Source organism: Stenotrophomonas sp. FR012, from assembly GCF_047520565.2.
Taxonomy (GTDB): Bacteria; Pseudomonadota; Gammaproteobacteria; order Xanthomonadales; family Xanthomonadaceae; genus Stenotrophomonas; species Stenotrophomonas sepilia.
The window spans coordinates 361747-381933 of sequence record NZ_JAXBQL020000003.1 but is presented as its reverse complement, the minus strand read 5'-3'; the positions used below and the strand labels follow the sequence as shown (position 1 = coordinate 381933).

The window sequence follows — 20187 nt, the reverse complement described above, 5'->3', positions numbered from 1 at the left end:
GTGGGCAGGAGTGGCCCGAGCCCCCCCTGCCCTGCCCGCCTCAGCGATCCTGGGCGGTAAAGGTGAAGTTGAGCGTGCGTGCGAACACGGACTCGAAGCCACGGTACGGCAGGGGCTGCGCGTTGAGCACGGCGGCCTCGATCGAACGCTTGCCGGCCTCGTCGTAGGGGCAGTTCGGGCTGACCTTGGCCTGCATCACCGTGCCACCCGGAATCTGGGTGATGGTGATCTGGCAGCGCTGGCCCAGCGGCACCGTATCCGGGCGCACCCACTGCGACAGCACCTTGGCCTGGATCGCCGCGGCGTACTTGGCCGAAAGATCATCGCTGTTGCCACCGCCACCGGCGGCCGGCTGGGACGCACCGCTGGCTCCGGCGGCGGCACTGCCCGCGGCATTGCGCGCGGCGGCGACCTGGCGCAGCTTCTGCTCGGCCAGCTTGGCTTCCTTTTCGGCCTGTTCACGGCGGGCACGGATCTCGGCGATCTTCTTCTGCTTCTCGGCCTCGGCCTTGTCCGCGGCCTGGCGCGCCTGATCGGCCAGCTTCTTCTTCGCGTCTTCTTCCTGCTGCTTGGCCAGGCGCAGCTTCTGCTCGGCCTCTTCCTGGCGCTTGCGTTCGGTCAGGTCGATCTGCTCCTGGCGGCGCTTGGCTTCCTGCTCCTGCCTGGCCTTCTCCTGCGAGATGGCCAGCGCACTTACCGCTTCCTGGTCCTTGGTATCCGGCTGCGCGACACGCTCCTGTGCCTGTTGCTGCTGCGGCGTGGGGGCGTCCTGTGGGCGCGGCTCGGGAATCGGCTGTGGCGGCGGAATGGTGTCTTCCGGCACCGGCACCGGCTCGGCCACCGGCAGCGGCAGGTCCTCCAGCTTTTCGGACTGGCGCAGGGCCTGGCGGGCGGCGGACGCCTCGGACGCGGACAGGGCCAGGCTGGCCTCCACCGACGGATCACCGGCGGCGGCGTCGGTGTTGCGCTCGGGCGACCAGAACCAGGCCACGATGAAGACCAGCGCGACCAGCAGGTGCACCAGCAACGCCAGCGCCAGGGGCAGGCCCCAGCCGGGCTCGCGCTGCTGTGGAGGTGGCAGGGCGTCAGCGTGCATCGGTGGCCAGGCCTACCTTGTCTACCTTGGCGCGCTTGATCACATCCATCGCGGCGATGACCTTTTCATAGGCCACGGTACGGTCGGCGGCGACGATCACGCGCACGCCCTTGTCCTGGGCGGCGATGCCGGCCAGGCGGCCTTCCAGTTCCTCGGCCGACACGGCGGTCGGCTCCTTGGCGTCGGGCAGCTTCAGGCTGAGCTGGCCGTCCTGGCGCACCGAGACGATCACCGGGTCCTGCTTGCTTTCCAGCGCCTTGGCGTTGGATTGCGGCAGGTCGACGTCGAAGCTCAGGGTGAGCAGAGGCGCGGTGACCATGAAGATGATCAGCAGCACCAGCATGACGTCGATGTAGGGAACGACGTTGATTTCCGATTTCAGCTTGCGGCGCTTGCGGCGACCGATGGCAGCGGACATGGCTTGGACTCCCGGGTCAGGCGCTTACTCGTCGCCAGCGCTCTGGCGCTGCAGGATGGAGCTGAACTCTTCGGCGAAGGTCTCGAACCGCACCGACATGCGCTCCACGCGGGTGGTGAAGCGGTTGTAGGCCCACACCGCCGGGATCGCCACGAACAGGCCGATGGCGGTGGCGAACAGGGCTTCGGAGATACCTGGCGCGACGGCGGCGATACCGGCCTGCGCACCGCTGCTGATCATGTCGTGCATGGTCACCATGATGCCGAACACGGTACCGACCAGGCCCACGTACGGGGCAGTCGAACCGATGTTGGCCAGCAGTTCCAGGTTGCGCTCAAGCTGGTCCACTTCGCGGGTGTAGGTGGTGCGCATGGCACGCTGCGCGCCTTCCAGCTGCGCACGGCCATCCAGGCGGCGCTTGTCGCGCAGGCGGGTGTACTCGCGGAAACCGGCTTCGAAGATGGCTTCCAGGCCGGTCACGCTGCGGCTGCGGTCGGTGGCGGCGCTGTACAGCTTGCCCAGGTCGGCGCCGGACCAGAAACGGTTCTCGAACTCGTCGGCTTCGCGGGTGGCCTGCTTGAACACGCGGGCCTTGCGGAAAATGATCACCCAGCTGACGAACGAGCCGACCAGCAGCAGCAGCACGATGATCTTCACCGGCAGGCTGGCCTTGGCCATCAGCTCGAGGTAGTTGATGCCGCCGCCGGTGGTGGCCTGGGCAAGGGTCTGTGTCGCGGCGTTGCTGACGTCGGCCGGCAGTGCCTCGGTGACCGTGGCCTGCAGGGCCAGGAGCGTTGCGATCATCCGTTGTTCCTCAGTGTTCGGATTCGGGGTGGAGGTGGGGTTGCAGCATGGCAAGGACGGCCTCGTCCATGCCACGCGGGCGGAAACTGGCCGCTTCCAGTGCGGCGATGCGGACCTGGGCCGACAGCAGCAGCTCGCCGTCGCGCAGGATCTGCTGGTCGAAGACCATGCTGGCCTTCTTCAGCTGGACCAAGCGGGCGCTCACCTGCAGGGTGTCATCCAGCCGTGCCGGCCTGATGAAATCCATCTGCATCGAACGCACTGCGAAGACCATCCCGTGCTCGGCGCGCATGCGCTCCTGGCCGTAGCCGAGCGCACGCATCCATTCGGTCCGTGCCCGTTCCATGAAGGCGACGTAGCGGGCGTGGTAGACCACGCCGCCTGCGTCGGTATCTTCCCAGTAAATGCGTGTCGGCCAACTGAATAGTGGCTCAACCGACATCGGGAACCTCCGCGAACAGGTCCTGCGGCGGGTTCTTCGGCTTCAGGCCCATGTGCCGGTAGGCCTTGTGGGTGGCCATGCGGCCGCGCGCGGTGCGCACCAAGAAGCCCTGCTGGATCAGGTACGGCTCGACCACGTCTTCCAGCGTGCCGCGCTCTTCGGACAGCGCCGCGGCCAGCGATTCGATGCCGACCGGGCCGCCGTCGAAGTAGTCGACCAGGGTCTTGAGCAGGCGCCGGTCGAGCTCGTCGAAGCCCTCCGGATCAACCTTGAGCATTTTCATCGCGGCCTGTGCCACGGCCTCGTCGATGTGGCCGCCCGCCTTCACCTGCGCATAATCGCGCACGCGGCGCAGCAGGCGGTTGGCGATACGCGGGGTGCCGCGCGCGCGGCGCGCGATCTCGCCGGCGCCATCGGCGGTGCAGTCGATGCCGAGGATGGTGGCCGAGCGGCGCACGATCCGGGTCAGCTCTTCGACGCTGTAGAACTCCAGCCGCTGGACGATGCCGAAGCGGTCGCGCAGCGGCGCGGTCAGCAGGCCGGCGCGGGTGGTGGCACCGATCAGGGTGAACGGCGGCAGGTCGATCTTGATCGAACGGGCCGCGGGGCCCTCACCGATCATGATGTCGATCTGGAAGTCTTCCATCGCCGGGTACAGCACTTCCTCGACCACTGGCGACAGGCGGTGGATCTCGTCCACGAACAGCACGTCGTGCGGCTGCAGGTTGGTCAGCAGTGCGGCGAGGTCGCCGGCCTTCTCGATCACCGGGCCGGAGGTCACCCGCAGGGCCACGCCCAGTTCGTTGGCGATGACGTGGCTGAGCGTGGTCTTGCCCAGGCCGGGCGGCCCGAAGATCAGCACGTGGTCGAGCGCGTCGCCACGCCCCTTGGCCGCTTCGATGTAGATCTCCATCTGCTCGCGCACCGGGGCCTGGCCGAGATAGTCGGCCAGGCGCTTGGGGCGGATGCTGGCGTCGGCGGCGTCATCCTCGCGGGTGGCGCCGGCGCCGATGATGCGGTCGTCGGTCATACCGTGATTATGCGGTAAATGGTTGCATTCCGGGGCCGGAAGCACGGTAGTGCCGGCCGCTGGCCGGCAACCCCATGAACACCGGTGGTGCGGCGGATGCCGGCCAGCGGCCGGCACTACCAGACCTCAGATCTCGACCTGGGCCCCGAGTTCGACCAGGCGGTTGCCGGGAATGCGGAAGAAGCCCGTGGCCGGCGCGGCGTTCCGGTGCATCAGCGCGAACAGCTTGTCGCGCCAGATCGGCATGCCGCGGTTGGCGGTGGCCACGATGGTTTCGCGGCTGGCGAAGAAGGTGGTGTCCATCGGGTCGAAGTAGATGCCACCGTGGTCGCACGAGCGCATCAGCGCCAGTGGCACGTCCGGGGTCTCCATGAAGCCGAAGCGCACGTAGACGCGGTAGAACTCGTCGCCCACCGATTCGATCTTCAGCCGCTGCCCTTCCATCGCATACGGGATCGGCAGGGTCTCCACGTGCAGGAACACGTTGCGCTCGTGCAGCACCTTGTTGTGCTTGAGGTTGTGCATCAGCGCATGCGGGGCCACGGTCGGGTCGGCGGTGAGGAACACTGCAGTGCCCGGCACGCGCACCGGCGGTGCCAGCATCAGCCCAGGCAGGAAGGTATCGAGGCGGATGCCGTCCTTGCGGATCTCATCGCGCAGCAGCTCGCGGCCACGGCGCCAGGTCCGCATCATGGTGAACAGGAAGATGCCCAGTACCACCGGGAACCAGGCGCCCTGAAGCAGCTTGGCACCATTGGCGATGACGAAGCCGAGGTCGATGATGAAGAACACCACGCACAGCGGCAGGATCCACTTGCGCGCCTTCGGCCACAGCGACCGGGCCACCAGGGCCAGCAGCAGGGTGTCGATCAGCATGGTGGCCGACACCGAGATGCCGTAGGCCACTGCCAGGTTGGACGAGCTGCGGAAGGCCAGCACCAGGCCGATCACCATTACCGCGATGCCCCAGTTGATGCCTGGGATGTAGATCTGGCCGATGGTGTCGTGCGAGGTGTGCTTGATGCGCATGCGCGGGATGTAGCCCAGCTGCATCGCCTGGCGCGAGACCGAGAACGCACCGGTGATGACCGACTGCGAGGCAATCACCGCCGCCATGGTGGCCAGGATGATCATCGGGTACAGCGCCCACGGCGGCACCGCCTCGAAGAACGGGTTTTTCAGCGCCTCGGGGTGGTTGAGCACCAGTGCGCCCTGCCCCAGGTAGTTCAGCACCAGGCACGGCAGCACGAAGAAATACCAGGCGTGGCGGATCGGTTTGGCGCCGAAGTGGCCCATGTCGGCGTAAAGCGCCTCGCCACCGGTCACCGCCAGCACCACTGCGCCGAGGATGAAGATCCCATGCCAGCTGTGCTCCATGAAGAAGCGGATCGCCCACCAGGGGTTGAACGCCTTGAGCACTTCCGGCGCATCGACGATGTTGTAGATGCCGATCGCCGCCAGCGAGATGAACCAGACCGAGGTGATGGGGCCGAAGGCCTTGCCGATCTTCTCGGTACCGAAGCGCTGCGCCGCAAACACCATCAACAGCACCACCACCGTGATCGGCACGATGAAGGCATGCAGGCCCGGCGCGGCCACCTCCAGGCCCTCCACCGCACCCAGCACCGATATCGCCGGGGTGATCACGCCGTCGCCGAAGAACAGCGAGGCACCGAAAATGCCGAGGATGCCGACCACGTAGGCCGAGCGCGAGCCGTTGCGCAGCGTGCGCTGGGTCAACGCCATCAGCGCCATGATGCCGCCCTCGCCGTCGTTGTCGGCGCGCATGATGATGGTCACGTACTTCAGCGTGACCACGATGTTCAGCGCCCAGAACGCCAGCGACAGCACGCCCAGCACGGTGTCGTGGTCGCTGTTGAGCCCGTAGTGTGGCGAGAACGCCTCCTTCAGCGTGTACAGCGGGCTGGTACCGATATCGCCGAACACCACGCCGATCGCACCGATGATCAGCGCCATGCCTCCTGCTGGAGGGGCGTGACCGTGGCTGCCGGGGGCAGCTGCGTGCGGGGTTTGACTGCTGGACATGGGACTCCTGGCGACGCTCAGGCGGTTCGTTGAAGGAAAGGGACGCGGCTCAGCGCAGCGCCGACTGCAGCGCCTTGCGGATCACGGTGGCCACTTCGTCGCCTTCGTTGAAGGCGTCGCGGGCCATGCGTGCCGCTTCGGCCGGCTTGTAGCCCAGCTGCTGCAGGGCCACGGTGGCATCGGACAGCGGGTCGGCCGGGGCCGGGCCGCTGCCGGTGGGCAGCGCGCCGCCGGCACCGAACTGGGCGGCACGGTCACGCAGTTCCAGCACCATGCGCTCGGCAGTCTTCTTGCCGATGCCGGGAATGCGGGTCAGCGCGGTGATGTCACCGGCCTGGACCATGCGCGCGAACTCCTCGACGGAAACGCCGGACAGCACCGCCAGCGCGATCTTCGCGCCAATGCCACTGACCTTCTGCACGTCGCGGAACAGGCGCCGCTCCCCCTCGCGCAGGAAGCCGTACAGCGAAACGCTGTCTTCCTTCTGCGCGTAGTGGGTGTACAGCGTGACCTCGCGGCCGAGCTCGGGTAGGTCGTAGAAGGTGCTCATCGGCGCCTCCAGTTCGTAGCCCACCCCGTTCACGTCCACCACCAGCCACGGCGGCGCCTTGTAGGCGACGATGCCGCGCAGTCGACCGATCATTGCGTGCAGCTCCTCATTTGCGGCCCCACGCCTGACGGGCACTGAGCCCCAGGCGGTTGGCCGTTGCCCGTACGTGGGCATGGGTGATCGCCACCGCCAACGCGTCGGCCGCGTCGGCCTGCAGCTTGGTTTTCAGGTTGAGCATGAGCCCGACCATGTGTTGAACCTGTTGCTTTTCGGCGCCACCACGGCCAACCACGGCGAGCTTGATCTCGCTGGCGGCGTATTCGTGCACCGGCAGGTCGCGCAGCACCACGGCCGAGATCGCCGCGCCCCGGGCCTGGCCCAGCTTCAGCGCCGAATCGGGATTACGGGCCATGAACACCTTTTCAATGGCCACTTCCTGCGGCTGGTACTCGCGGCACAGGTCGGCCAGGCCCAGCACCAGCAGCTTCATGCGCTGCGGGAAGTCGTCGGCGCCCAGCAGCACCAATGGCTGGTGGTGCACGTAGGTGACGCGGCCGGCGGCATCGACATCGATGATGCCGACCCCGGTCCGCTGCGAACCGGGGTCGATGCCGAGGATGCGGGTCATGCTGCACTCCTGGCGGGGCGGAACGGGATGCGCTGGCAGGCGTAGGGGCTCATGACTGTCCGCGGTGACCGTTCAACGGCCCGCGCCCAGGCCGTCGAAGACGGCTCAGGCGTAGGCGTCGGCGCCGAGTTCGGCGTTGGAATACACGTCCTGCACGTCGTCCAGGTCTTCGAGCATGTCCAGCAGCTTCTTGACCTGCAGGGCGACGTCGCCTTCAACCTTGATGTCGTTGTCCGCGCGGAAGGTGATCTCGGCGTGGTCGGCGACATGGCCGGCGGCGGCCATCGCATCCTTCACCGCGTTGAACGCGTCAGGGCTGGTGACCACATCGATCGAGCCGTCATCGGGGTAGACCACGATGTCATCGGCACCGGCCTCAATGGCCGCTTCGGTGATGGCTTCCTCGTCGGCCCCTGCGGCGAAGCTGAGCACGCCCAGGCGCTTGAACATGAAGGCCACCGAGCCCTCGGTGCCCATGTTGCCACCGCACTTGCTGAACGCATGGCGGACGTCGGCCACAGTGCGCACGCGATTGTCGGTCAGGCAGTCGACGATCACGGCCACGCCACCCGGGGCGTAGCCCTCGTAGCGGACTTCCTCGTAGTCGACGCCTTCCAGCTCACCGGTCGCCTTCTTGATGGCACGCTCGATCACGTCCTTGGACATGTTCACGGCCAGGCCTTTGTCCACGGCCACGCGCAGGCGCGGATTGTTGTTGGGGTCGCCTCCACCGCCGCGCGCGGCAACGCCGATCTCGCGGATGATCTTGGTGAAAATCTTGCCGCGCTTCGCGTCGGACGCGTTCTTGCGGGCTTCGATGGAGGGGCCTCTACCCATGGGTGCTACCGTCTGGCTGCTTCAGGATCAAGGCGCGGATTCTACCTGATCGGGCGCTGCAACCGTGTCTAGGCCCGTATTGTTGTAGAGCCGAGCCAATGCTCGGCTCAATGGGCCCGACGGAATGCAGCCGAGCATGGGCTCGGCTCTACAGGGCGGCCCTGCCTTCCCGCCCCTATGCCGCCGCCGCGTCGCGGCTGTGGTCGAACTTGCCATGACGCAGGAAATGCGCGGTCTGCCGCGCGGCGTCGGGCGACACCACCAGGCCGCTGTGGCTGGTGCGGACCACGCAATGGTCGGCCAGGCCCGGCAGCCGGGTCTCGGCCAGTGCCACGGTGCCATCGGAAGCATCGTCGATGGCACCCAGCAGGCTGCCCAGCCCGTGCGGCACCGAGCCGGCAATCAGGCCAACCTCGGCCCTGCCCTGCCAGTCCGGCAGGCCATCGAGCAGCAGCTCGCTGCTGCGTCCCAGCGCCAGGCCCCAGCCGTGCTCGGACAACGAGCGTGCGGTGCCACTGCCGCGCAGCGGTGAACCCAGGCAGACCACCCGCTGCACCGGCAGCTGCGGATTGCGCCGCAGCGCTTCCAGCGCCAGCAACCCGCCCAGGCTGTGGCCGACCAGCGACAACGGCCCGGCGTCGGCCAACCGTTCCAGCAGCTGGGGCACCGCCACGTCGGGACCACCGAACACCGACGAGTAACCGAACGCATGCACCTGGAAACCACGCGCGCGCAGGCGCCAGGCCAGCGGCCCGACCCAGGCGCGGGCATTCCAGATGCCATGCAGCAGCAATACGGGGGGAGTCATGCAAACAGCCTGGCGGTCAGCGGGGCAGGAACGTGAGGTGATTGAACACGCGCGCGCAGCAAGCGGCGGTGAACGTCAGGCCGCGCGCGGTGCGCGGCGCAGGATGAATTCAAGATCGTTGGTATCGCCAACCGGGAACAGGTACTCGCCGGCTTTCTCGAAACCATAGCGGGCGTAGAAGCGTTGCGCGCCGAAGTTCTCCGACCACACGCCCAGCCACAGCGTGCGCGGGCCTTCGCGCTCCAGCCAGGCCAGCGCGGTTTCCAGCAGGCGGCTGCCCCAGCCGCAGCTCTGCTGCGTCTTGATCAGGTACAAGCGCTTGAGTTCGCCGTCACCGGGTTTCACATCCGGATGCGGCAGGCCACAGGGGCCGGCGGCGGCATGGCCGACCGCTTCCCCATCCAGTTCCAGCAGCCACACCGCGTAATCGGGGTGGGCCAGGATCACGCGCTGGCGCTCGACCGTGTAGGCCTCCTCCAGGAAGGCCTGCAGGTCCTGCGGCGGGTACAGATGGCCGAAGGTTTCGGTGAATGTGCGGGCGGCCAGCGCCGACAGGGTCGGCGCATCGTCCACAGTGGCGCGGCGGATCGAATACATGCAGGAAGTTGACGCCAGGGCGAAGCGGGGGTCAAGCCTTTTCAGGCGACTCCTCTTCTTCCTCGTCCTCTTCCTCGTACTCCTCTTCGTCCTCGTCCTCTTCTTCCTCGCCTTCCTCGTCCTCTTCGTACTCTTCCTCTTCGTCGTCCTCGTAATCCTCGACGCCGAAGTCTTCACCGTCCCAACGGCCTTCGCCGTCGGCGACGAAGGTCAGGGCCATCGCCGCCGGGCTGGTACCAACGCGGACCAGCCAACCACCGAACACGCGTGCACGCTCGGTGACCAGGTTGGCCTCGGAGCCTTCATTGCCCAGCTTTTCCCACTCCAGCGAAAACGCAAACTCGGTCATTGCCTGGATCTCCTGATCAGTTGGTCTTGGGGCGAACCTGGATGTGCACTTCGGCCAGCTGCGCGTCGACGATCGGCGACGGCGCGTCGGTCATCAGATCCTGTGCACCGGTGGTCTTCGGGAACGGGATGACGTCGCGGATCGACTCGGTGCCGGCCATCAGCGCGGCGATGCGGTCGATGCCGAAGGCGATGCCACCGTGCGGCGGCGCGCCGTAGTTCAGCGCGTCGAGCAGGAAGCCGAACTTGGCACGGGCTTCTTCGGCACCGATGCCGAGCAGCTCGAACACTGCGCTCTGCATGTCCGGACGGTGGATACGGATCGAACCGCCGCCGATTTCATTGCCGTTGAGCACCATGTCGTAACCGCGCGAGACGGCGGTACGGGCGTTGGCGCGCAGGTCGGCGATGTCATCCACGGCCGGTGCGGTGAAGGGGTGATGCAGCGCGACGTAGCGCTGTTCTTCCTCGTCCCATTCGAACATCGGGAAGTCGGTGACCCACAGCGGCGCCCAGCCATCGGCGACCAGGCCGAAGTCCTTGCCGGCCTTCAGGCGCAGCGCGCCCATGAAGTCGGAGACCTTGTTGTAGCCACCGGCACCGAAGAACACGATGTCGCCGTTGCCGGCGCCAACATGGGCGACCAGCGCAGCGAAGGAGGCCTCGCTGAAGAACTTCTGGATCGGCGAGCTGACCTCGCCGTTGTCGGCGATCTTGATGTAGGCCAGGCCCTTGGCGCCGTACTTGGCAGCGTGCGCGGCGTACTCGTCGATCTGCTTGCGGCTCAGCGCTGCACCGCCCGGGATGCGCAGCGCGGCGACGCGGCCTTCGGCATCGTTGGCTGGGCCGGTGAACACTGCAAACTCGCTGTCCTTGACCAGTTCAGCCACGTCGACCAGCTCCAGCGCGATGCGCAGGTCCGGCTTGTCCGAACCGTAGCGACGCATCGCCTCGGCCCAGGTCATGCGCGGGAAGCTGGCATCCAGCTGGACGTCGACCACTTCCTTGAAGATGGCGCGGATCATGTCTTCGACGAAGTCCTGCACGTCGCGCTCGCGCACGAAGGCGAATTCCATGTCCAGCTGGGTGAATTCCAGCTGGCGGTCGGCACGCAGCGCTTCGTCGCGGAAGCAGCGCGCGATCTGGTAGTAACGGTCGAAGCCGGCCACCATCAGGATCTGCTTGAACAGCTGCGGGCTCTGCGGCAGGGCGTAGAACTCGCCCGGGTGCATGCGCGCCGGCACCAGGAAGTCGCGCGCGCCTTCCGGGGTGGCCTTGGTCAGGATCGGGGTCTCGATGTCCTGGAAGCCCTTCTCGTCCAGGTGGCGGCGCAGGGCCTGCACCAGCTTGATGCGGGTGCGCTGCATGCGCTGCATTTCCGGACGGCGCAGGTCCAGGTAGCGGTACTTCAGGCGGGTTTCCTCGCCCGGGTTCTCGTGGGCGTGGAACGGCAGGGGCGCAGCCTTGTTCAGCACAGTGATGGCAGTGGCGATCACTTCCACCTTGCCGGTGCGCATCTTGTCGTTCACCGCGTGGCGGGCGCGCACGACGCCCTCCACCTGCAGCACGTCCTCGTAGCCCAGCGAAGCCGCCACGGCGAACACTTCGGCGTTGTCGACCTCCACGGTCACCTGCACGATGCCTTCATGATCGCGGAGATCGATGAAGCAGACGCCGCCCTGGTTACGGGCCACGTCGGTCCAACCGGCGAGGGTGACAGTCTGGCCAATCAGGGTCTCGTCGACCAGGCCGCAGAAGTGGGTACGCATTGGGGGAAGCTCCGCTGGAGAACGCCGGCACCGGATGGGGGCCGGAAAGCCTCGTATTCTGCGGCCGAGGCCCCGGCCGGGGCAAATCCGGCCAGTCACACCGGCTTGATCATCCCCCTCCCTATAGTCAGGCACCTGCCACCGTATGGGATGCCGCCATGAATCCGCTGTCCCTGGCCCGCCTGGCCGTGACCCTGAGCCTGGGCACCATCGCCACGCTCGCCCTGCCCTCCGCCCCGGCCGCCGCGCAAAGCGGGGTGATCCGTTGCGAGAGCCAGAACAACCGAGAACGCGTGTGCAACACAGGCTGGCGCAATGCGCAGCTGGTCCGCCAGCTGTCCGGCAGCGCCTGCGACGAGGGCCGCACCTGGGGCAGCCGCAATGGCAGCATCTGGGTCACCAATGGCTGCCGCGCCGAATTCGTCGAGGCCCGTGGTGGCTGGGGCGGCGGCAGTGGTGGCTGGGGCGGCGGCAACGGCGGTGGCTGGGGCGGCAACAACGGCCGCCCCGGCGAAACCATCCGCTGTGAGAGCCAGAACAATCGCGAACGCAGCTGCCCGGTCGGCTGGCGCAATGCCCGCCTGGTCCGCCAGCTGTCCGGCAGCCCCTGCGACGAAGGCCGTACCTGGGGGGTGCGCAACGGCGCGGTGTGGGTCAGCAACGGCTGCCGCGCCGAATTCGCCGAAGCTCGCGGATGGGGTGGCGGCGGGGGCGGTGGCTGGGGCGGCGGCAACAGCAACTACTCCATCACCTGCAGCAGCAACAACAACCGCACGCAGAACTGCGACTGGGATGAGCGCCAGGGCCGGCCGGTGCTGCAGCAGCAGCTGTCCGGCAGCGCCTGCCAGGAGGGCCGCAGCTGGGGCTACGCACGGGGCCAGGTGTGGGTGAGCAACGGTTGCCGGGCGCGCTTCGGTACGCGTTGAGTTACGGGGTCGGATCCCTGGCCAGCGGCCGGGGCTCTGGCCCGACCAGGTATCCCGCTTCCACGCATGGCGCGGATCTACTGGGGGTCGGAGCGCTTTACAGGAGGCATCCGACCCCGCGATCACGGTGCGGGCGCTTTGTCGTCACCCCACGGCGGCGGCGGCAGATCGACCGGCTTGCTCAGGTCGAACTTCACGCGGAAGCGGCGGCCGTCCGGGCGGCCCAGCTCGTAGACGAAGGTCTGGTCGGGGTCGATCTCCATCGCCCAGGTGTTGTGCGTGGAGGCCAGCATGTCGGCACGACGGAACATCGCCACCGAATCGGAGTCGGCCGGGAACTGCTGGCGCTCGGCGGTACCCGGTGGCGTGCTGTCGCCGCCATAGAGGGTGATCGCATCCGCGCTGCCATCCTGATGGCGATGATCGTGCTTCAGGCGCAGGCCGTTTTCGGTGCGGGTCAGCACCCAGGTGCGCGAGTGGTCATCCCCCACATGGAAGGGAATCCGCAATTCATGGGCAGGATCGGCACAGCCGCGCACATGCATGACCAGGCGCTGCCCGGCGAACGGATCCTTGCCGGTCGGCGCCGGCGTGTCCTCCACCACCCGGCCTTCAAAGGCCTGGCCGCAATGCGCGGCGATGGCGGCCATGAAGGCATCGGCCGGTGCGGTCGCCAGATCATGGGCGACCGTATCGGAACGCTGCGAGCAGGCAGCGAGGCTGAGCAGGAGGGCGGAAGCGGCAACAACGGCAGGCAGTCTCATGCCCCAACCCTAACGACCCGGGCCGGTGCGCGCAAACCGCGCTGACCGGCCACGTCACGTCAGGGGTGCAGCCAGACCTCGCAACCGCCCACGTCCTGCTTCTGGCCACCGGCGGCATAGCGGCGGGTGATCTCGGCCAGCCATTGCACGCGCTCGGGGCTGCTGCCCACCTGGTTGGGGCAGCTGACCAGCGCGGCCAGCGGCAGTCCCCCCAGTGCTGCGTCATCTGCAGCCAGCGATGCGAGCACGTCGTCCGATGCCCAGTCCGGAATCATCACGGCGCGGCGGCCGGAGAAATACGGCAGCTCGGAGGACCAGTCCTGACCGAACGCGACCACCACGCCCTGCGCCGGGGTGCCGGTCCGGATGGCCTCGGCGATCTGCAAAACCGGTGTCGGCTCGCGCGCTTCCTTGATGTCCTTCAGCGACTTCACCAGGCCAAAGCCCACCGACAGCACGCACAGGAAGATCGCCAGTGCAACGCCACGGCGCGGCTTGCCCGCCGCTTCGGCCGCCAGCACCGTCGACCACAGCACCAAGCCGATGATCGACGTGGCGAACACGATATTGGCCGCCTGGTAGTAGGGATGGGCGATGTGCAGGTTGGTGAAGACCAGGAACGGCGCCAGGTAGGCCAGCAGCAGGATCCCCACCGCCGTGCGCGTTCGCTTCTGCCACAGCCCGGCGATGACGAAGACCAGGAAGATCCAGTTGGAGCCGATCGCACCGGAGAAGCGCTTCTTGAACACCGTGCCCCACCAGGTAGCCGGATCCAGGCGCTGCTGCAGGGTGCCGTAATTCCAGGTGGACAGTGCATCGGAGGTGATCTGCCGGCCCAGCGCCGACTGCGCCTTCAGCGCATCGGCATGCTGCAGCCACAGGCTGAGCGTGGCCAGCGCGGCAAGCGCGGACAGACCACCCCAGAACAGCAGCTGCCAATGCTGCTGCAGCCACCGCGGGCGCCAGCCGTGCTCGTGCAGGGCCAGCCACAGGAAGGCCAGCGCAACGAACGCGGCAAAGCCGAAGAACGAGGTGACCTTGATGGCCGCCGACAGCACCGCCGCGACGATGGCGACCAGGCCCACCCACACGCGCGGCTGGCTGCGCAGGCGTGCCATCGCCCAGACAAAAAGCAGGCCGAAGAACACCGCGCTGGACTCCATCATCACCGAGCGCCCCCAGAACTGCGCGTACGGTGAGACGGCGAATGCGCCGGCCACGCACAGCGCCAGCGTGCGGTCAGGGCGCCATGCCAGCAGCGTGCGATAGACCAGCCAGATGCAGCCGGCATGGAAGACGGTGGAGACCAGCCGCCCGCTGTTGTCGGCACTCATGCCGGTGACGCTGGACAGCAACGCCGCCAGCCACTGGTAGAACGGGAACTCGAAGGGGATCGACCAGGGCGCGCCCAGCACCGGGGTCACGTAGTCCAGCCAGGGCCCGCCACGTAGCAACCAGTCGATCGACAGGGCAGTCTGCGTCTGCCGGAAACCGGAGGCATCGACCGGGGGCATCGACCAGCTGCAGCCCAGCAGGACCAGCAGCGCGATTGCCGAAAACCACAACAGGATCTTGCCCGGCAACAGGCTGCGGTCTGGGTTGCTTTCCTGGGTCACGCCTGTTGCTCCTGGCTGTGGCCGCCCACGGCAGGGCGCGCTTCACGGGCGCGCAGTGTCTGTGTTGACGCGCGGGAGTGCAAGCCGCTGCACGCGGCTGCGGCTCAGCCCAGCGGTGGCAGCGGCGCCTTCGGCGGCTCGGCGTGGCTGACTTCGGTGGCCGCGACCGGTGCGGCCTCGCCCTCGCCCGCCGGTTCCTGCTCCACCGGATCGACGTCGAACGGCGTGCGGAACACCAGCGACGGCAGCAGCGTGGTCAGTGCGGCGTACAGCAGCAGCGCGCCGAACAGCACTGCGGGTATCTGGAAGCGCTCGCGCATGATCGCCGCCAGCACCAGGGTGAAGATCAGGGTCGGGGCCAGCGCCAGCGAGACCCGCAGGCTGCTGCGGAAGCTCTCGCCGAACATCACCCGGCGCTGCAGCCAGACCACGCCGATGCGCAGCGGCAGCACCACCAGGGTGATCACGATGCCCAGCCCCAGCGCCTCGAAGCTCAACGCTTCGCTGGGCACCTTGGTGCCCGCGTTGAAGAAATAGAACGGCACGAAGAACGAGGCGAACAGACGCAGCGCGTGCAGGTTCTCGTGCGAGGCCAGCAGCGGCATGCGCTGGTGCAGCAGGCGCGCGACCAGGCCGGCAATGAACGCGCCGACCAGGTAATACACGCCCAGCAGGTAGGTGATGTAGGCCGCCACCATGCCGACCATCACCAGCAGCGAGAACTCCGAACCCGGCGCGTGCGGCGCCACCCAGCGGCCCAGCGCGATGAACAGCAGCGGCAGGCCGACCATCATCGCCAGCAGCGCCAGGCTGGACAGCGCCATGTGGCCCGGATCGCCGGCCTGCAGCACGATGAACAAGGCAGCCAGCGCCAGCAGCTCACCGGCGATGGCCTTGCTGGTCACCCAGAACCGTTCGTCCTCACTCAGGCCCAGCCGCGACAGCGAGTCCATGATGAAACCGGTGGAGGGCGTCAGCAGCGCCAACGCCAGCAGCCCGGCGGCCTGCCACGGCAATCCTGCGTAACGCCAGGCCAACCAGCCGACGCCGAACAGCGTGCCGGTACGGATGACCAGATGTGCCAGCAGCGGCCACATTCCCCGGCGCAGCGCCTGCAGATCCACTTCCAGGCCGGCGAACAGGAACAGCGAGGAAATGCCCAGGGTGGCCAGCAGTCCGATCACCGCATCATGTGCCTGATCCCCCAGCCAGAGCATGCCGATGATGCCGAACAGCAGGCAGGTCAACGGGGCAGGCAGGCTGAAACGCTGCAACGCGCGTGGGATCACCAGCAGCGCGAAGATCAGCAACAGGTAGATCAGTTCATGGCTCATGGGGTCTTCCGTGGGGTTGGAACGCGCGCAGGATGCGCGCGCTGAACCGATCCGGCAAGCCATTTTCGAATGACCCCGGTTACCTCATCCGATCATCGCGTCGGCCAGCGCCCCCACCCGTGCAAGCACCGCTGCGCGCTGATCGTCATCGACCGACGCGCCCTGCAGATAGGCGGTGACCACCCACGCTGCGCCGCCCGCATGCGGCCACAGCACGGCAATGTCGTTGCGCGTGTCATCACCGTTGCTGCCGGTCTTGTCCCCCACCCGCCAGCGCTTGCCCAGCCCGGCGCGCAGGCAGGCATCGCCGGTCTGGTTGTCGATGAGCCAATCAGTGAACTGCTGGCGCGATGCCGGCTGCAGGCCATTGCCCACCGCGAAGCGGGCCAAGCTGGTGGCCATCGCGGCCGGGCTAGTGGTATCGCGCGGGTCTCCCTTCGCGAACAGATTCACGTCCGGCTCGTTGCGGTCATTGCGGGTAACGCTGTCGCCCTGCCCGCGCAGGAATGCCGTCAGCGCCGACGGCCCGCCCACCACCTCCAGCAGCAGGTTGGCCGCCGTGTTGTCGCTGGTGGTCAGCGTGCCCCGGCACAGGTCGCGCACCGTCAGGTCCTTGCCCACATGGCGGCGCGCCACCGGGGCGTAGGACAGCAGATCCTTTTCGGCGATGGGCACACGTGTGTCGAGCGAAACGCGGCCTGCATCGGCAAGGCTCAGCACATGGGCAACCAGCATCGACTTGAACGTGCTGCACATCGGGAAGCGCTCGTCCTGACGATGTCCGCCGATGCGACGGCCGTTACCGGTGTTCAGCACGGTGACGCCCAGACGGCCACCGCTGGCTTTCTCCAGCGCGGCGAAATCGGCGGCGCCGGCAATGGCGGCGTTCGCGGCGGATATGCCGGACGATGGGGAAACAGCTCGCGCCAACGCCGGGGCAAGCAGCGAGGAAGCAACGGCAGCACCACTGAACTGCAGGAATCGGCGACGGGCGAGCATAGGGTTCTCCTGGTGACCGCTCGATTATTGGCGCTTCCCCTGCAGCCGACCAGCGCGAAGAATCAAGGCAAGCCATAAGTTGAACTCATGCCTGTCGTAATCAACTTGTTGAGATTTACGAAATTCCTTATTGAACGGTAGGATCAGCCATCACCCTGGCTCACGGCTTTCCGATGCTGCACCCGACCCTGCCGCTCAACGCGCTGCGTGCTTTTGAAGCCGCCGCCCGCCATCAGAACTTCACCCGTGCCGCGCTCGAGTTGTGCGTCAGCCAGGCCGCGCTGAGCCACCAGATCCGGGGTCTGGAAGACCGGCTCGGCATCCGCCTGTTCCATCGCCTGCCGCGCGGCGTGGCGCTGACCGATGAAGGCGCAGCACTGTATCCGGTGCTCAACGAATCGTTCGAACGCATCTCGGCCAGCATCGCGCGCTACACCGGCGGGCCCGCCCGCGAAGTGCTGACGCTGGGGGTGGTCGGCACCTTCGCCACCGGTTGGCTGCTGCCACGGCTGGCCGCATTCGAGGCCGCGCATCCGGACATCGAGCTGCGCCTGCAGACCCACAACAACCGCATCGACCTGGCCGGCGAGGGGCTGGATCTGGCCATCCGCTTCGGTGATGGCGACTGGCAGGGCCAGGCCTGCACGGCGATCCTCAATGCGCCCTTCGCGCCGCTGTGCGCCCCGGCATTGGCGCGGCGGCTGAAGCAGCCGCGCGACCTGGCCACGCTGCCGTTGCTGCGTTCCTATCGCAGCGACGAATGGCCGCGCTGGCTGCAGGCGGCCGGCGTCAGCGGCGTGGAAGCACGTGGGCCGGTGTTCGATTCCTCGCTGACGGTGGCGATGGCCGCCGCCGGCGGTGCCGGCGTGGCCTTGCTGCCGCTGCGCATGTTCGAGCAGGAACTGGCCGAAGGCCGCCTGCTGCAGCCGTTCGGCACCACGCTGGAGCTGGGCCGATACTGGCTGACGCGGCTACGCTCGCGCGCCGAGCGCGAGCCGGCCAAGCGCTTCCGCGAGTGGCTGCAGGCGCAGGGCGCGTAGGCAGTGCCGGCCGCTGGCCGGCAATCGTTGTGGGCGCATCGCGCTGCCGGCCAGCGGCCGGCACTACCGGTCAGGACTCGAGCAGTTCCATCCAGGCCGCTTCGGCCTTTTCCAGCTGCGCGGCAGCGGTTTCGCGGTCACGGCCGATCACCGCCATGCGGCTGGCATCGGCATAGTTGGCCGGGTCGGCGAGTTGGCGGTCCAGCTCGGCCAGCACACCTTCCAGCTCGGCCACCTTGGCCTCGGCGGCGGCCAGCTTGTGCGGGTTCACGGGCTTCTTCTGCACCACCTGTGCCACCGGGGCGGTCTTGACCACCACCGGCTCTTCCACCTGCTCCATGCGGGCCTTCGTGCCCTGCGCCTGCGGACGGGTGCGCAGCCACGCGGCGTATGCATCCAGGTCACCGTCGAACGGCTCGACCACGCCATCGGCCACGCGCCAGTAGGTATCGCAGACCAGGCCGATCAGGTGGCGGTCATGCGAGACCATCACGATCGCGCCTTCGAAGGTGGCCAGCGCTTCGGCCAGCGCTTCGCGCATTTCCAGGTCAAGGTGGTTGGTCGGTTCGTCCAGCAGCAGCACGTTCGGCTGCTGCCAGGCGATCAGCGCCAGCGCCAGGCGCGCGCGCTCGCCACCGGAGAAACCATCGACCGGCTCGAACGCACGGTCGCCGGGGAAATTCCACTTGCCAAGGAAATCGCGGAACGACTGGTTCGGCGCATCCGGCGCAATCTCGCGGAAGTGCTCCATCGGCGACTGGCCTTCGTGCAGCGACTCCACCGTGTGCTGGGCGAAGTAGCCGATCTTCAGGTCCGGGTGCGCCATGCGCTCACCGACGATCGGCGCCAGTTCACCCACCAGGGTCTTCACCAGGGTGGTCTTGCCGGCGCCGTTCGGGCCGAGCAGGCCAATGCGCTGGCCCGCTTCCAGGCCGAAGCCGACGTTGTGCAGGATCACTGCGTCCTGGCCATAGCCGGCCTCGACGTGATTCAGGCGGATCAGCGAGAACGGCAGCTTGGCCGGCGGCGCGAACTCGATGCGGAACTCGCGTTCGGCGCGCACCGCTTCGGTGCCGGCCAGCTTGGCCAGGCGCTTCATGCGGCTCTGCGCCTGCGCGGCCTTGCTGGCCTGCGCCTTGAAGCGGTCGATGAAACTCTGCAGGTGGGCACGCTCGGCCTGCTCCTTCTCGTGCGCGATCTGCTGCTGGCGCAGCTGTTCGGCGCGCTGGCGCTCGAAATCGGTGTAGCCGCCCGGGTAGAGCTTGGCGCCGCCGCCGTGCAGGTGCAGGGTGTGGGTGGCCACGTTGTCGAGGAACTCGCGGTCATGCGAGATCAGCAGCAGGGTGCCCGGGTACTTCAGCAGCCACTGTTCCAGCCAGTACACCGCGTCCAGATCGAGGTGGTTGGTCGGTTCGTCGAGCAGCAGCAGGTCGCTGGGCATCATCAGCGCGCGGGCCAGGTTCAGGCGCACGCGCCAGCCACCGGAGAACGAGGACACCGCGCGGTGGTGGGTCTCGGCCGGGAAACCAAGGCCGTGCAACAGCTTGCCGGCGCGCGCTTCGGCGTCGTAGGCGCCCATCTCGGCCATCTTCGTGTGTGCGTTGGCCACCGCCTCCCAGTCTTCGCGGGCGGTCGCCTCGGCCTCTTCGGCCAGCACCGCGGCCACCTCGGTATCGCCGCCCAGCACGAAGCTCAGCGCCGGGTCCGGCAGCGACGGGGTTTCCTGGGCCACGCTGGCGATACGGACCTTGCCGGGCAGGTCGACGTCACCCTTGTCGGCCTCCAGTTCGCCCTTCACCGCCGCGAACAGGCTGGATTTGCCAGCACCGTTGCGGCCGACCACACCTACCCGGTAACCGGCGTGCAGGGTCAGGTCGACATTGGACAACAGCAGCCGCTCGCCGCGGCGCAAGGCGAAATTACGAAGGGAGATCATCGGGGAAGGGGTCCATATAACCGGATGGAATGTGCTGGTGAGCACTGTTCCTGCGACGCAATTCTAGCGTTAACGAATACTTGACGCGTCCCGGGATGCGCAGTAGCCGACGTTCCTCTCTCCCACGTCCTCGCCGCGCGCGTCCCGGGTCTCCTCCCCGCCGATGCCTGTCCGGGCTAAATGGTTGCTGCTGCAACGT

General features: G+C 67.5%; 20 protein-coding genes. 2 read left to right on the top strand and 18 right to left on the bottom strand.

Annotated features, from left to right (window positions below):
• Window positions 1–40: 40 nt before the first annotated feature.
• From tolA to aspS, 13 genes are all read right to left on the bottom strand, one after another.
• Window positions 41–1096, bottom strand: a complete 1056-nt coding sequence (tolA, locus tag ACM0O9_RS07895; RefSeq protein WP_065196676.1) for a cell envelope integrity protein TolA — start codon at window positions 1094–1096, stop codon at window positions 41–43.
• Complete coding sequence (gene tolR / locus ACM0O9_RS07890) at window positions 1086–1514, bottom strand: protein TolR (protein ID WP_065196677.1); 429 nt, start codon at window positions 1512–1514, stop codon at window positions 1086–1088. The genes tolA and tolR overlap by 11 nt, the downstream gene beginning before the upstream one ends.
• A 24-nt stretch (window positions 1515–1538) precedes the next feature.
• Window positions 1539–2318 (bottom strand): protein TolQ, encoded by a 780-nt coding sequence (tolQ, locus tag ACM0O9_RS07885; RefSeq protein WP_005410752.1) that lies wholly within the window; start codon window positions 2316–2318, stop codon window positions 1539–1541.
• Between the two features lie 10 nt (window positions 2319–2328).
• Window positions 2329–2760: a tol-pal system-associated acyl-CoA thioesterase gene (gene ybgC, locus ACM0O9_RS07880; RefSeq protein WP_005418514.1), complete on the bottom strand. Its 432-nt coding sequence runs from the start codon at window positions 2758–2760 to the stop codon at window positions 2329–2331.
• Window positions 2750–3790, bottom strand: coding sequence for a Holliday junction branch migration DNA helicase RuvB (ruvB, locus tag ACM0O9_RS07875; RefSeq protein ID WP_005418515.1), 1041 nt, complete (start codon window positions 3788–3790; stop codon window positions 2750–2752). Before ruvB ends, ybgC begins: the two co-directional genes overlap by 11 nt.
• 126 nt (window positions 3791–3916) lie before the next feature.
• Window positions 3917–5836: a potassium transporter Kup gene (locus ACM0O9_RS07870; protein ID WP_032954420.1), complete on the bottom strand. Its 1920-nt coding sequence runs from the start codon at window positions 5834–5836 to the stop codon at window positions 3917–3919.
• A 49-nt stretch (window positions 5837–5885) separates the two neighbouring features.
• Window positions 5886–6479 carry a Holliday junction branch migration protein RuvA gene (gene ruvA, locus ACM0O9_RS07865; RefSeq protein ID WP_005418517.1) on the bottom strand — a complete coding sequence of 198 codons (594 nt, stop codon included), beginning with the start codon at window positions 6477–6479 and terminating at the stop codon, window positions 5886–5888.
• 13 nt (window positions 6480–6492) lie between these two features.
• Entirely contained in the window at window positions 6493–7014 is a 522-nt protein-coding gene (gene ruvC, locus ACM0O9_RS07860) for a crossover junction endodeoxyribonuclease RuvC (protein WP_005418518.1), read from the bottom strand.
• 105 nt (window positions 7015–7119) lie between these two features.
• Window positions 7120–7851, bottom strand: coding sequence for a YebC/PmpR family DNA-binding transcriptional regulator (locus ACM0O9_RS07855; protein ID WP_005418519.1), 732 nt, complete (start codon window positions 7849–7851; stop codon window positions 7120–7122).
• A 175-nt stretch (window positions 7852–8026) separates the two neighbouring features.
• Complete coding sequence (locus ACM0O9_RS07850) at window positions 8027–8659, bottom strand: esterase/lipase family protein (RefSeq protein ID WP_032954421.1); 633 nt, start codon at window positions 8657–8659, stop codon at window positions 8027–8029.
• A 75-nt stretch (window positions 8660–8734) separates the two neighbouring features.
• Window positions 8735–9256, bottom strand: coding sequence for a GNAT family N-acetyltransferase (locus tag ACM0O9_RS07845; protein ID WP_049415346.1), 522 nt, complete (start codon window positions 9254–9256; stop codon window positions 8735–8737).
• A gap of 31 nt (window positions 9257–9287) precedes the next feature.
• Window positions 9288–9605: a DNA primase gene (locus ACM0O9_RS07840; RefSeq protein ID WP_065178902.1), complete on the bottom strand. Its 318-nt coding sequence runs from the start codon at window positions 9603–9605 to the stop codon at window positions 9288–9290.
• 16 nt (window positions 9606–9621) lie between these two features.
• On the bottom strand, window positions 9622–11373 hold the full coding sequence (gene aspS / locus ACM0O9_RS07835) for an aspartate--tRNA ligase (RefSeq protein WP_049415340.1): 1752 nt from the start codon (window positions 11371–11373) through the stop codon (window positions 9622–9624).
• Window positions 11374–11531: 158 nt separating this feature from the next.
• Between aspS and ACM0O9_RS07830 the strand changes: the two genes are divergently transcribed.
• Entirely contained in the window at window positions 11532–12299 is a 768-nt protein-coding gene (locus ACM0O9_RS07830; protein WP_235649163.1) for a DUF3011 domain-containing protein, read from the top strand.
• A 122-nt stretch (window positions 12300–12421) separates the two neighbouring features.
• Here ACM0O9_RS07830 and ACM0O9_RS07825 read toward each other — a convergent pair whose 3' ends face one another.
• From ACM0O9_RS07825 to blaL2, 4 genes are all read right to left on the bottom strand, one after another.
• The gene (locus tag ACM0O9_RS07825; RefSeq protein WP_053501011.1) at window positions 12422–13063 is read right to left on the bottom strand and encodes a hypothetical protein; all 642 of its coding nucleotides are present in this window, start codon (window positions 13061–13063) and stop codon (window positions 12422–12424) included.
• Window positions 13064–13122: 59 nt separating this feature from the next.
• Window positions 13123–14679: a glycosyltransferase family 39 protein gene (locus tag ACM0O9_RS07820; RefSeq protein WP_171955702.1), complete on the bottom strand. Its 1557-nt coding sequence runs from the start codon at window positions 14677–14679 to the stop codon at window positions 13123–13125.
• Window positions 14680–14783: 104 nt separating this feature from the next.
• A complete protein-coding gene (locus tag ACM0O9_RS07815; protein WP_065178906.1) occupies window positions 14784–16013 on the bottom strand; it encodes a cation:proton antiporter in 1230 nt (409 codons plus the stop codon).
• A gap of 84 nt (window positions 16014–16097) precedes the next feature.
• Window positions 16098–17012 carry a L2 family extended-spectrum class A beta-lactamase gene (blaL2, locus tag ACM0O9_RS07810; protein WP_005418531.1) on the bottom strand — a complete coding sequence of 305 codons (915 nt, stop codon included), beginning with the start codon at window positions 17010–17012 and terminating at the stop codon, window positions 16098–16100.
• Between the two features lie 173 nt (window positions 17013–17185).
• On the opposite strand from blaL2, the gene ampR reads away from it, so the two are divergent.
• Entirely contained in the window at window positions 17186–18052 is an 867-nt protein-coding gene (ampR, locus tag ACM0O9_RS07805) for a LysR family transcriptional regulator AmpR (protein ID WP_053501019.1), read from the top strand.
• 70 nt (window positions 18053–18122) lie between these two features.
• Here the strand turns inward: ampR and ACM0O9_RS07800 are convergent, their stop codons facing one another.
• Window positions 18123–19988 (bottom strand): ABC-F family ATP-binding cassette domain-containing protein, encoded by a 1866-nt coding sequence (locus tag ACM0O9_RS07800; RefSeq protein WP_005418533.1) that lies wholly within the window; start codon window positions 19986–19988, stop codon window positions 18123–18125.
• Window positions 19989–20187 lie beyond the last annotated feature (199 nt).